Source organism: Pseudomonas sp. RIT-To-2 (assembly GCF_029623465.1).
GTDB lineage: Bacteria > Pseudomonadota > Gammaproteobacteria > Pseudomonadales > Pseudomonadaceae > Aquipseudomonas > Aquipseudomonas silvicola.
Genome location: NZ_JAPYKM010000030.1, coordinates 1 through 12,688, shown reverse-complemented (window position 1 = coordinate 12,688; position 12,688 = coordinate 1). Strand labels below are relative to the sequence as shown.

The following is a 12,688-nucleotide window of genomic DNA, read 5'->3' as shown; positions in this document are numbered from 1 at the left end:
GCGGCGCCTGTTTCCCGAGCTTCGCCCGGTCCCACATGGCAATACGCAACGCCTGCAGGACCGGGCGAAGCTCGGGAAGCGGCACACACAAATCCAACGCATAAAAAAAGGCGTCCGCAAGGGACGCCTTTTTTCTGAATATGGTCGGGGTAAGGGGATTCGAACTCCTGACATCCTGCTCCCAAAGCAGGCGCGCTACCGGACTGCGCTATACCCCGGTACAAAAAAGGCACCCATAAGGCGCCTTTTTTTATGCCTCCAGACGTTACTCTGAAGGTCTTTTAAGATCTGACCCAGCGAACTGGAGTCAAAAATGGTGGGTCGTGTGGGACTCGAACCTACGACCAATTGGTTAAAAGCCAACTGCTCTACCAACTGAGCTAACGACCCAAAAATGGTCGGGGTAAGGGGATTCGAACTCCTGACATCCTGCTCCCAAAGCAGGCGCGCTACCGGACTGCGCTATACCCCGATATGAAATTTGGCTCCGTGACCAGGACTCGAACCTGGGACCCAATGATTAACAGTCATTTGCTCTACCGACTGAGCTATCACGGAACTATCAATTTCAGTTACATCTACAGCAAGCTTCGAATCTGTATTCCTACCGCTTCGAACTCTTCGACGCTTCCGTATCGCTACGTTAGTGCCTCTGAGGCGCGCTATTCTACAACCTTCAAAACCCTTGTCAACCCCTAATTTTCATTCAACTTACTGAATTTCAAACTATTTTCAGATCCCGGTGTTGCGTGGTGATCTGTGGGTTGCCGTTACTGCGGGGCGCACTTTACTAAAGGTTTTTTGGAAATGCAAATAGAAACATGCATTTAGCTTCAATTTTTTTAGGAGCCCGCGAATGCCGTGCCTGGCTGCAGGACCGGGCGGGGCTCGGTCCTGCAGGGGCACTGCATTCGCCCGTCAGGCAAAAACGATCTCGTCGTCTTTTACCGTGGCGGTCACGGTGGTGCCGGGCAGGAACTGCCCCGACAGGATCAGCTGTGCCAGCGGGTTCTCGATCCAGCGCTGGATGGCGCGCTTGAGCGGCCGTGCGCCATACACCGGGTCATACCCCACGGCGATCAGCTTATCCAGGGCCTCATCGCTCAGCACCAGGCTCAGCTCACGCTCGGCCAGACGGCTGCGCAGGCGGCCCAACTGGATCTGCGTGATGCCGGCGATCTGGTCGCGGGCCAGCGCTTCGAACACCACCACCTCGTCGATACGGTTGATGAACTCCGGCCGGAAGTGCGAACTCACCGCGTCCATCACCGCCGCACGCTGGGCTTCGCGGTCACCGGTCAACTCCTGGATCTGCGCCGAGCCCAGGTTGGAGGTCATCACGATCACCGTGTTGCGGAAGTCCACGGTGCGGCCCTGGTTGTCGGTCAGGCGGCCGTCATCCAACACTTGCAGCAGCACGTTGAACACATCCGGGTGGGCTTTCTCCACCTCATCCAGCAGCACCACCGAGTACGGCTTGCGACGCACGGCCTCGGTCAGGTAGCCGCCCTCTTCATACCCCACGTAGCCCGGTGGTGCACCGATCAGCCGGGCCACGGAGTGTTTCTCCATGAACTCGGACATGTCGATGCGCACCATGGCCTCTTCGGTATCAAAGAGGAATTCGGCCAGCGCCTTGCACAACTCGGTCTTGCCCACGCCGGTTGGGCCCAGGAACATGAACGAGCCGCTTGGGCGGTTGGGGTCGGACAACCCGGCACGGGAGCGGCGCACGGCGTTGGCGACGGCCACCACAGCCTCGTCCTGACCGATGACACGCTGGTGCAGCAGGCTTTCCATCTTCAGCAGTTTTTCCCGCTCGCCTTCCAGCATCTTCGCCACGGGAATACCTGTCCACTTGGACACCACTTCGGCAATTTCTTCCTCGGTCACCTTGCTGCGCAGCAACTGGTTGTCGCTTTTACCGTGCTGGTCGACCATCTGCAGGCTGCGCTCCAGGTCCGGGATAACCCCGTACTGCAGTTCGGCCATGCGGTTGAGGTCGCCACGGCGACGGGCCGCTTCCAGCTCCTGGCGCGATTGCTCGATCTTCTGCTGGATCTGGGCCGAGCCTTGTACCTCGGCTTTCTCCGAGGTCCACACCTCTTCCAGGTCGGCGTATTCGCGTTCCAGGCGGGCGATTTCCTCGGTCAGTTTTTCCAGACGCTTGATGGCCGCGTCATCGTCTTCTTTCTTGAGGGCCTGGGATTCCACCTTCAATTGGATCAGGCGACGCTCCAGGCGGTCGAGCACTTCAGGCTTGGAGTCGATTTCCATGCGAATGCGGCTGGCGGCCTCGTCGATCAGGTCGATGGCCTTGTCCGGCAACTGCCGGTCAGTGATGTACCGATGGCTGAGCTTGGCCGCGGCAATGATCGCGCCGTCGGTGATGGCCACCTTGTGGTGCACCTCGTAGCGCTCTTTAAGGCCACGCAGGATGGCGATGGTGTCTTCCTCGCTCGGCTCGTCCACCAGCACTTTCTGGAAGCGCCGCTCCAGGGCCGCGTCTTTCTCGATGTACTGGCGATACTCGTTCAGCGTGGTGGCGCCCACACAGTGCAGCTCACCACGGGCCAGGGCCGGCTTGAGCATGTTGCCGGCGTCCATGGAGCCCTCGCCCTTGCCGGCGCCGACCATGGTGTGCAGCTCGTCGATGAACAGGATGATCTGGCCTTCCTGCTTGGACAGGTCGTTGAGCACACCCTTGAGGCGTTCTTCGAACTCACCGCGGAACTTGGCGCCAGCGATCAGCGAGCCCATGTCCAGGGACAGCAGGCGCTTGCCGCGCAGGCCGTCGGGTACTTCGCCATTGATGATGCGCTGGGCCAGGCCCTCGGCGATGGCAGTCTTGCCCACGCCCGGCTCACCGATCAGCACCGGGTTGTTCTTGGTACGGCGCTGCAGCACCTGAATAGTGCGGCGAATTTCATCGTCACGGCCGATCACCGGGTCCAGCTTGCCTTCCTCGGCGCGCTTGGTCAGGTCGACGGTGTATTTTTCCAGGGACTTGCGCGAGTCTTCGGCGTTGGCGTCATTCACCGCTTCGCCGCCGCGCAGGTTGGTGATGGCGTTTTCCAGCGCTTTCTTGCTCACGCCCTGGCCGAGCAGGAGCTTGCCCAGCTTGCTGTTCTCGTCCATGGCGGCCAGCAATACCAGTTCGCTGGAAATGAACTGGTCACCTTTCTGCTGGGCCAGGCGGTCGGCCTGGTTGAGCAGGCGCGCCAGGTCCTGGGACATGTTCACGTCGCCGGTGGGGTTCTGGATTTTCGGCAGGCGGTCGAGCTCTTTGCTCAACTCCTTGCGCAGGCTGTTCACGTCAAAGCCGACCTGCATCAACAGCGGCTTGATGGAACCACCCTGCTGGTCGAGCAGCGCCTGCATCAGGTGCGGCGGCTCGATGGCCGGGTGGTCCATGCCAACGGCCAGGGATTGGGAATCGGATAAGGCTAATTGCAGCTTGCTGGTCAAACGGTCTATACGCATGAGTCACCTTCCTAAAGGGGCAGGCCGGAGCGATGGACACACCTGATGAAGATAAACCTGCCTGAGATACCGATATAGATGGGGGGGATTGTTCAAGATTCAAGCGGCAGGAGCTTGACCCAGATCATCAAATCGGCAGCGCCTGGTTCCCGAGCTTCGCCCGGTCCCACAAGGGATAGCGTTTATTCCAGCCAGATCAATGAGGCAAAGCGCCCCGTCTGCGGCGCACGCCGGTAAGAGAAGAAGCGTAGATCCTCGATGGTGCATTCACCACCGCCATAAACGGCCGTGATGCCCATCGCCGCCAGGCGCACCCGTGCCAGCGCATAGATGTCGGCGAGGAACTTGCCCGGCTGGGCGCCTGGCACAAAGGCCTCGCCCGCCTGAGGGTGACTGGCCATGAAGATATCGCGCACTTCAGCGCCCACTTCAAAGTTGCGCGGGCCGATGGCCGGCCCCAGCCACACCAGAATTTCGTTCGCCGGCACGCCCAGGCTTTCGGCCGTGGCCTCCAGCACGCCGGCGGCCAGCCCGCGCCAGCCTGCGTGAGCCGCGCCCACGCGGGTACCGGCGCGGTCGCAGAACAACGCGGGCAGGCAGTCGGCGGTCATCACCGTGCAGGCGATACCCGGCGTCGAGGTCCAGCTGGCGTCCGCCTCGGCGATCACCGACGGGTCGGCATGGGCCACGTTGACGCCGTGCACCTGCTTGAGCCACGCCGGCTGAATGCCGAAGGCCTGGGTCAGGCGCCGGCGGTTCTCGGCGACCGCGGCAGGGCTGTCGCCCACATGGTCACCCAGGTTGAAATGCTCGAAAGGCGCGGCGCTGACACCGCCCTCTCGCGTGGTGACGCAGGCCTTCACATTGGCCGGTGCCGGCCAATCGGGAAATATCAGGTCCTGCGCCAACCCACTCACCCGACGAACGCCTCGCGGTCCTGCTTGAGCAGCGACAACAGCCAGACGAAGTCGTCGGGCAGTGGCGATTCCCAGCTCATGCGCTCACCCGTGCTCGGGTGTTCCAGCTCCAGGAAGCGGGCATGCAGGGCTTGGCGCGGGAAGGTCTTGAGCGCATCGACCATGGTCGCGCTGGCGGCCGGCGGAATGCGGAAGCGACCGCCGTAGGCCGGGTCACCCACCAACGGGAAGTTGATGTGCGACATGTGCACGCGGATCTGGTGGGTACGGCCGGTTTCCAGCTTCACCCGCACGTGAGTGTGGGAGCGGAAGCGCTCCAGCACGCGGTAGTGGCTGACGGCAGGCTTGCCGCCTTCCATCACCGCCATGCGCTGGCGCTGCTGGCCGTGACGGCCGATGGGTGCGTTGATCTTGCCGCCGGCGGTTACCACGCCGATGACGATGCACTCATAAATCCGACTGACGGTACGGCTTTGCAGCTGGGTCACCAGTTTGGTCTGCGCCTGAATGGTCTTGGCGACCACCATCAGGCCCGTGGTGTCCTTGTCCAGACGGTGGACGATGCCCGCGCGCGGAACATTGATGATGTCCGGCACGTGGTGCAGCAGGGCATTGAGCAGGGTGCCATCGGCGTGGCCGGCGGCCGGGTGCACCACCAGGCCCGCAGGCTTGTTGATGACCAGGATGTCGTCGTCTTCGTAGACGATGTCCAGCTCGATGTCCTGGGCGATCCACTCGCCCTGGGCTTCCTGCTCGGCGGAAAGGGCCAGGATAGCGCCGCCATGGACGATGTCACGCGGGCGCAGCACGCCACCGTCCACGGTCAGGCGGCCTTCTTTGATCCAGGCGGATAGGCGCGAGCGCGAGTGCTCGGCGAACAATTGTGCGGCGACTTGATCGAGGCGTTGGCCGCCCAATTCGGACGGCACCTCTGCGCTAAGTTGTATGATCTCGGACATGCTCGGACTAGGCGGCGGCACAGCCTTTGGTTTCGGCTGCACGCTTGTGGTTAAATACGGCGTCTTTTGCCCCGAGGACTTCACGGGGCGCCCATCATAACAGGACGGTCACGCCCAAGACAGCGGCCGTCATAGGGACGCAAGCCGCCATGCAAGTGAAACACCTGCTGCTGATCGCCATCCTCGGACTCACGGCCGCCTGTTCGTCGAAGAAAGAAGTGGTCGACGAAAACCTGAGCGAAACCGAGCTGTACCAGCAGGCACAGGCCGATCTGGACAACCACAGCTTCACCAGCGCCACCGCCAAACTCAAGGCGCTGGATTCCCGCTACCCGTTCGGCCGCTACGCCGACCAGGCCCAGCTGGAGCTGATCTACGCCAACTACAAGAACTCGGAGCCCGAAGCTGCCAAGTCGGCCGCCGAGCGCTTCATCCGCCTGCACCCCCAGCACCCGAACGTCGACTACGCCTACTACCTCAAGGGCCTGACCTCGTTCGACCAGGACCGCGGCCTGCTGGCGCGCTTCCTGCCGCTGGACATGACCAAGCGTGATCCGGGTGCTGCCCGCGACTCCTACAACGAGTTCGCGCAACTGACCAGCCGCTACCCCAACAGCCGCTACGCGCCGGACGCCAAGCAGCGCATGATCTACCTGCGCAACCTGCTGGCGGCCTACGAAATCCACGTGGCTGACTATTACCTGACCCGTCAGGCCTACGTCGCTGCCGCCAACCGTGGCCGCTACGTGGTGGAAAACTTCCAGGAAACCCCATCGGTCGGCGACGGCCTGGCCGTGATGGTGGAGTCCTACCAGCGCCTGGGCCTGGACGAGCTGGCTGCCAGCAGCCTGGAAACCCTGAAGCTGAACTACCCGGACCACCCGCAACTGGTGGACGGCAACTTCGTGCCCCAGCAGAAGGAAGCGGACAACCGCTCCTGGCTGACCAAGGCCACCCTGGGCCTGGTGGGCACCAGCGCACCGCTGCCGCCGGGTGAAACCCGTGCCAACCAGGAACTGACCAAACAGTTCCAGGACGACAAGGATGCCATCCCGCACGACCTGTTGCCTGCTGACCAGGGCGGCACCGCCGACGAGCCTGCCAAGCCGGTCGATGATTCGCCGAAGAAAAAGCGTGGCTTCTTCAGCTACCTGACCTTCGGCCTGTTCGACTGAGCAACGTCGCACTGAGAAAGAGGCCCACGGGCCTCTTTTTTTGTATCCGCGAAAAAATATACAAGCTCCGGGCATGCTCCTGTAACACCGGGCGAAGCTCGAGAAACGCACACCGCGCAGCGCCTGAAGAAGCGCGTCGCCCTTTTCCCGGGCTTCGCCCGGTTCCACAGGGGGATCGCGGCGGGTTCGAGCCCAGGGCCCTGGCGCAAAAGCCATCAAAAAGATATCACCGCCGATACCCGTCCGCGCTTGTCCCCCGCCCTGCCCGCTCCTACACTGCCGCATCTTCTTCTGTTTGAGCCGTCGCCCATGATTCGCCTGATTTTCTGGATCGCCATTGTCTTTGCCGCCCTGTGGCTGTGGCGCAAGATCAAGCCCAGCGCCCCGCAACAGGCCCCGAAGGGCGGCGACCAGACGCTGCTGATGGTGCGCTGCGCCCACTGCGGCGTGCACCTGCCCCAGGACCGCGCCCTGAACCGCGACCAGCAGTGGTACTGCAGCCCGGCGCACCTGCAACAGGGCCCGGCTGCCCGTGACCGCTGAGACCTTCCAGCCCGGTGGCCCCCAGGCGCGGCGGATGCTGCGCCTGTACCACCTGTACCGCCTCACCATCGGCATTACCCTGATCCTGCTGATTTCCAGTGACATGGACGACAAGTTGCTGGAACTGGCCAATGGCGCCTGGTTCCGCAACGGCAGCTGGGCCTACCTGCTGATCAATATCGCGGCGGTGATCCTGCTGGAAAAACTGCGCCCACCGGGGCACGTGTTCGCCCTGGCGCTGTTCGACATTCTCATGCTCTCGGGGCTGTTCTACGCCGGCGGCGGGACCCCCAGCGGTATCGGCAACCTGATGATCGCCTCGGTGGCCATGAGCAACCTGCTGCTGCGCGGGCGCAACGGCCTGTTGATCGCCGCGCTGGGCAGTATCGGCATCATCTACCTGACCTTCTACCTGAACTTCCTGCGCCCCAACAGCAGTAGCAACTATGTGCAGGCCAGCACCCTCGGCGTGCTGTGCTTCGCCGTGGCATTGATGGTGCAGGCCCTGACGCGTCTGCTGCGGGTCAGCGAGAACCTGGCCTCCCAGCGCGCCAGCGACGTCACCAACCTGGAAGAGCTCAACGCCCTGATCCTGCAGCGCATGCGCACCGGCATCCTGGTGCTGGACACCGTCAACCGTGTGCAACTGGCAAACGAGGGCGCGTTGAAGCTGATCGGCCACTACCACCTGAGCGGCCAACTGATCACCGCCTATTCCCCCGAGCTGGTGGAACGCCTGCTGCAGTGGCGTACCAACCCCACGCTGCGCTTGCGTAGCCTGAAGTTCACCCCCACCGGGCCGTCGGTGCAGCCCAGCTTCATCGCCCTGCGCCGCGGCGAACAGCAACAGACGCTGGTGTTTCTCGAAGACCTGTCGCAGATCGCGCAACAGGCCCAGCAACTCAAGCTGGCCGCTTTGGGGCGCCTGACCGCCGGCATCGCCCACGAAATCCGCAACCCGCTGGGCGCCATCAGCCACGCCGGCCAGTTGCTGCAGGAGTCCGAGACCCTGGACCCCGCCGACCTGCGCCTTACGCAGATCATCAAGGACCAGTCCAAGCGCATGAACCTGATCATCGAAAACGTGCTGCAGCTGTCCAGGCGCCGCCAGGCCGAACCGCAGCCATTGGACCTGGGCAATTTCCTGCAGCAGTTCCTGGCCGACTTTCGCACCACCGCCACGGCCAACCAGGCGCTGCACTTGTACGTCACCGACGGCCCCATCGAGACCCGCATGGACCCGCACCACCTGACCCAGGTGCTGACCAACCTGGTGGACAATGGCCTGCGCTACAGCGCGCACAACCACGGCCAGGCCCAGGTTTGGCTGAACCTGTTCATCGAACCGACCAACGGCCTGCCGATTCTCGACGTGCTGGATGATGGGCCCGGCTTTTCGGCCGATCAACTGCAACACATCTTCGAACCTTTCTTCACCACCGAGACCAAAGGAACAGGATTGGGCCTCTACATTTCCCGTGAGCTGTGCGAAAGCAACCAGGCGCACCTAGACTACAAACCACGTGAGCGCGGTGGCAGTTGCCTGCGAATCACGTTCGCCCATGCACGGAAGCTGACTTGAACATGAGCCAACGGCAAAAGATCCTGATCGTCGACGATGAGCCGGACATCCGCGAACTCCTGGAAATCACCCTGGGCCGGATGAAGCTCGACACTCGCAGCGCGCGCAACGTCAAGGAGGCCCGCGACTGCCTGGCCCGCGAACCCTTCGACCTGTGCCTGACCGACATGCGCCTGCCCGACGGTACGGGGCTGGAGCTGGTGCAGCATATCCAGCAGCGTTTCCCCCAGGTGCCGGTGGCCATGATCACCGCCTACGGCAGCCTCGACACCGCCATCAATGCCCTCAAGGCCGGCGCCTTCGACTTCCTGACCAAACCGGTGGACCTCACCCGGCTGCGTGAACTGGTGGGCAGCGCCCTGCGCCTGCAAGGCCAGGCCGCCGAGCAGCCGAGCATCGATGACCGCCTGCTGGGCGACTCGCCGCCCATGCTGGCCATGCGCAAACAGATCGGGCGCCTGGCGCGCAGCCAGGCGCCGGTGTACATCAGCGGCGAATCGGGTAGTGGCAAGGAGCTGGTGGCCCGCCTGATCCACGAACAGGGCCCACGCGCCGAACTGCCTTTCGTACCGGTGAACTGTGGCGCCATTCCCTCGGAACTGATGGAAAGCGAATTCTTCGGCCACCGCAAAGGCAGCTTCACCGGCGCCATGGAAGACAAGCCCGGGCTGTTCCAGGCGGCCCAGGGCGGCACGCTGTTCCTCGATGAAGTGGCCGACCTGCCCTTGGCCATGCAGGTCAAGCTGCTGCGCGCGATTCAGGAAAAGGCCATTCGCAGCATCGGAGGCCAGAGCGAGGTGGTGGTGGACGTGCGCATCCTCTGCGCCACCCACAAGGACCTGGCCGCCGAAGTGGCGGCTGGGCGCTTTCGGCAGGACCTGTATTATCGGCTCAACGTCATCGAACTGCGCGTGCCATCACTGCGCGAACGCCGTGAAGACATCGCCCTGCTGGCCAACAAGGTGCTCAAGCGCCTGGCACACGGCAGCGGCCTGCCGCCCGCGCAGCTCAGCGCCACGGCGCTGGAAACCCTCAAGGCCTACCGCTTCCCCGGCAACGTGCGCGAACTGGAGAACATGCTCGAACGTGCGTACACCTTGTGCGAAAACGAGCGCATCGAAGCCAGTGACCTGCGCCTGACCGACACTGCGCCAGTAGCCGAGGGCGGTGTGCCAGACCTGACCAACGTGGATAACCTGGAAGACTTCCTGGAGAACATCGAGCGCAAGCTGATCCTCCAGGCACTGGAAGAAACCCGCTGGAACCGCACCGCGGCGGCGCAACGCCTGAGCCTGTCGTTCAGGTCGATGCGCTACCGCCTGAAAAAACTGGGGCTGGAGTAGAGACCGACGGCCGCGATTTGCCTTCGTGTGACCGGGCGAAGCTCGGGAAGCCGACGCCGCTAATCCCCCGCCAAACGCCCCGCTGGCGCATACGGCGCCGGATCGATGATCGGCTCGCGCCCCAGCATCAAATCCGCAAACAACTGGCACGAAGCCGGCGCCAGCACCAGCCCATTGCGGTAATGCCCGCAGTTCAGCCATAGCCCGTCAAAGCCTTCCAGCGCACCAATGAACGGAATGCCCTCCGGCGACCCCGGCCGCAACCCCGCCCAATGCTTCACCGGCTGGGCATCGGCCAGCGCTGGCAACAACTCCACCGCAGACGCCTTCAAGCTCTCCAATGCGCTGACGGTCGGGGTCTTGTCATAGCCCTCATGCTCCAGCGTACTGCCCACCAGAATGTGCCCATCACGACGGGGAATGGCGTAGCGCCCCTTGGCCAGCACCATGCTCGGCAGGAAATCCGCCTCGCACTTGAACAGGATCATCTGCCCTTTCACCGGTTCCACCGGCAGGCGCACGCCCAGGCTTTCCAGCAAGTCGCCGCTCCAGGCGCCAGCGGTCAGCACCACCTGGTCGCCATGCAGTTCACCGTCAGCCGTATTCACCCCGACCACGGCCTGGCCATCGCGCAGGAAGCCTCGCACCTCGCAATGCTCGCGCACGGTCACGTTCGGTTGCGCCAGCAAGGCCGCTTTCAGGGACTTTACCAGCCGCGGGTTGCGCACGTTGGCCACATCGGCCATGTACACCGCGCTGCGGTAACCGCCACCCAGTACGGGCACCCCGTCGTACGCCGCCGAAATGTCCACCTTGCTCAGGGGCCGGTTCAGGCGCTGGGCCCAGGCCAGGGCCTCGTCTTCGTCCGGCAAGTCCAGCCAGTACAGCCCGGTGGTGTGTACCTCAGGGTCGATGCCAGTATCGGCGAACAACCGTGCGCCCAGTTGCGGGTAGAAATCCTGGGACCAGTGCGCCAATGCCGTGACCGCGGCGCTGTAGCGCCAGGGGTATAGCGGCGAGACGATGCCGCCACCGGCCCAGGACGATTCCTGGCCCAGGCCGGAGCGGTCCAGCAGGGTAACGTGGCCCACATGGGGCGCGAGGTTCAGGGCGGTCAGCAAACCGATGACGCCGCCGCCGACGATGATCACTTGTTGTTGTGTGGGCATGCTTGATCCAGTTTCAGTGAACTCAACGGCCCCAGCAGGTGGCGGTGGCCGTGGTGCCGGAGCTGCTGCGCAGGCCGGTGTTGTCCAGGGTGAACGTACCGCAGGTGTCGGTGGCCATCAGGGTACCGGCAATGGGCGCGGCGGTAATAGTGTAGGTCGTGGCATCGCGCACCAGCTTGACGGTGTACCAGGCGTTGCTCGACGGGTTGGTGAACGTCACGGTACTGCTGTAGTCACCGTAGGTACCGTATTTGGAATACCAGCGCTCCAGGTTCTGCGCCGTCTCGGACATCAGCTCGGTAATCTCCGCGCGGTGAGTCTTGCGCACATAGTTGGTGTAACTGGGGTAGGCGATGGCCGCTAGAATGCCGACGATCGCGACCACGATCACCAGCTCGACCAGCGTGAACCCGCGGGTACTTCGTTGCATGTTCAGAGTCCTTCTATTGGATTTGCCGCCACATGACCCTACCAACACTTGCCACTCCATCCCCCGCCTCGACCAAGGTGGTAATGGTACCGCTGGAGTCGTTGATTATTTTACGCTGGCTGGCGGTGGTGGACGTCGTGGCCGCAACGTCGATAATGCCATTCAGGTTGGGGATACCCGTGGAAATGTATATTCCGCTAACGAGGCTGTCTTTGGAGTCGACGACACCATCGCCGTTGGTGTCCAGGACTGGGTAGCTCAACATACTGCCGTTAAGGGCATTAACCTCGATGGGGTAACCCGAGCCTTGACTGGCACAAGCATCGGTGGTGTCAACGAAGGCCGTGGTAAAGATGATCCTCGCCGATTTGTAGGCCGCCTGGTAGATAACCCGGTGGCCGGTCAAGGTGGAACCGAAAACCAATGGAAGGTACCAGCCCTTCAATGAGGTGTAGTCGGTGGTATTGGTGGTCGTGGTGATGTACTGGCTACCATTGGAGCTAGCGATCCCGGTAACCGCCTGTGCCTGCAAGTTGGACACCGTATAGTTACCCGTCGTATTGGTATCGGCATCCCAGATGGCATAGAACCCTTGGGCAGCAGTAGTCGTCTTGTCGCTGGTTTCGTTGAGCTTACCGGTACCGAAATAAACCATCTTGCCACTGGTGGCGTTGGTGATCAGCAGTGGGGCCGCGGTAATGGGTTGGTTGGCGCCCCCAGGTGCTGTGAACAATGGGCTGCCGCCAAACGCCAAGCCCCAGCTCGCCGTGGACGCATTGGTGAGATCGAATTTCCACATATGGCCCAGCAAGTCCCCACCATAGGCCGCCTGAACCACGTTCGAGGCATTGACCTTGAGCGCCACGGTCGACAATCCATTATTGCCGTTACTGCTCTCAGCCACAATTTCCTTGATCAACGCCCCGGTTGCCAAATTGACAACGAATAACGAAGCAACACCTTTGGTGCTACCGTAACCATTTGCAATAAAAGCGGCCCACGTCCCGTCCGGCAATTTGGCTACCTGAGGGGTGGAATAGGCGTACCCCAGATTCGCGAAGGGGGTAGTGCTGGTCGTGGAGAAACT

At 62.5% G+C, this 12,688-nt stretch carries 10 protein-coding genes and 4 tRNA genes; 4 read left to right on the top strand and 10 right to left on the bottom strand.

Annotated features, from left to right (window positions below; translation table 11 throughout):
- Window positions 1-141: 141 nt before the first annotated feature.
- The 7 genes from QBK88_RS22555 to rluD all read right to left on the bottom strand — a co-directional run bounded on the left by QBK88_RS22555 (window position 142) and on the right by rluD (window position 5,359).
- A tRNA-Pro gene (locus QBK88_RS22555) sits at window positions 142-218 on the bottom strand.
- A gap of 96 nt (window positions 219-314) precedes the next feature.
- A tRNA-Lys gene (locus QBK88_RS22550) sits at window positions 315-390 on the bottom strand.
- Window positions 391-395: 5 nt separating this feature from the next.
- Window positions 396-472 (bottom strand) — tRNA-Pro (locus tag QBK88_RS22545).
- Between the two features lie 10 nt (window positions 473-482).
- Window positions 483-558, bottom strand: a tRNA-Asn gene (locus tag QBK88_RS22540).
- Between the two features lie 360 nt (window positions 559-918).
- On the bottom strand, window positions 919-3,483 hold the full coding sequence (clpB, locus tag QBK88_RS22535) for an ATP-dependent chaperone ClpB (protein WP_268148298.1): 2,565 nt from the start codon (window positions 3,481-3,483) through the stop codon (window positions 919-921).
- A 182-nt stretch (window positions 3,484-3,665) separates the two neighbouring features.
- On the bottom strand, window positions 3,666-4,400 hold the full coding sequence (gene pgeF / locus QBK88_RS22530) for a peptidoglycan editing factor PgeF (RefSeq protein ID WP_277963770.1): 735 nt from the start codon (window positions 4,398-4,400) through the stop codon (window positions 3,666-3,668).
- The gene (gene rluD / locus QBK88_RS22525; protein ID WP_268148296.1) at window positions 4,397-5,359 is read right to left on the bottom strand and encodes a 23S rRNA pseudouridine(1911/1915/1917) synthase RluD; all 963 of its coding nucleotides are present in this window, start codon (window positions 5,357-5,359) and stop codon (window positions 4,397-4,399) included. Before rluD ends, pgeF begins: the two co-directional genes overlap by 4 nt.
- A gap of 149 nt (window positions 5,360-5,508) precedes the next feature.
- Between rluD and QBK88_RS22520 the strand changes: the two genes are divergently transcribed.
- The 4 genes from QBK88_RS22520 to QBK88_RS22505 all read left to right on the top strand — a co-directional run bounded on the left by QBK88_RS22520 (window position 5,509) and on the right by QBK88_RS22505 (window position 10,002).
- Complete coding sequence (locus QBK88_RS22520; RefSeq protein WP_277963769.1) at window positions 5,509-6,534, top strand: outer membrane protein assembly factor BamD; 1,026 nt, start codon at window positions 5,509-5,511, stop codon at window positions 6,532-6,534.
- Window positions 6,535-6,843: 309 nt separating this feature from the next.
- A complete protein-coding gene (locus QBK88_RS22515) occupies window positions 6,844-7,077 on the top strand; it encodes a PP0621 family protein (RefSeq protein ID WP_268148292.1) in 234 nt (77 codons plus the stop codon).
- Window positions 7,067-8,659 carry an ATP-binding protein gene (locus QBK88_RS22510; RefSeq protein WP_277963768.1) on the top strand — a complete coding sequence of 531 codons (1,593 nt, stop codon included), beginning with the start codon at window positions 7,067-7,069 and terminating at the stop codon, window positions 8,657-8,659. Before QBK88_RS22515 ends, QBK88_RS22510 begins: the two co-directional genes overlap by 11 nt.
- 2 nt (window positions 8,660-8,661) lie before the next feature.
- Complete coding sequence (locus QBK88_RS22505; protein ID WP_277963767.1) at window positions 8,662-10,002, top strand: sigma-54-dependent transcriptional regulator; 1,341 nt, start codon at window positions 8,662-8,664, stop codon at window positions 10,000-10,002.
- 59 nt (window positions 10,003-10,061) lie between these two features.
- Here QBK88_RS22505 and thiO read toward each other — a convergent pair whose 3' ends face one another.
- The 3 genes from thiO to QBK88_RS22490 form a co-directional block, all read right to left on the bottom strand.
- Window positions 10,062-11,171, bottom strand: a complete 1,110-nt coding sequence (thiO, locus tag QBK88_RS22500; RefSeq protein ID WP_268148288.1) for a glycine oxidase ThiO — start codon at window positions 11,169-11,171, stop codon at window positions 10,062-10,064.
- Between the two features lie 22 nt (window positions 11,172-11,193).
- Window positions 11,194-11,601 (bottom strand): type IV pilin protein, encoded by a 408-nt coding sequence (locus tag QBK88_RS22495; RefSeq protein ID WP_277963766.1) that lies wholly within the window; start codon window positions 11,599-11,601, stop codon window positions 11,194-11,196.
- 13 nt (window positions 11,602-11,614) lie between these two features.
- Window positions 11,615-12,688 (bottom strand): PilC/PilY family type IV pilus protein (locus QBK88_RS22490; protein ID WP_277963765.1); only part of this gene is annotated, 1,074 nt, incomplete at its 5' end.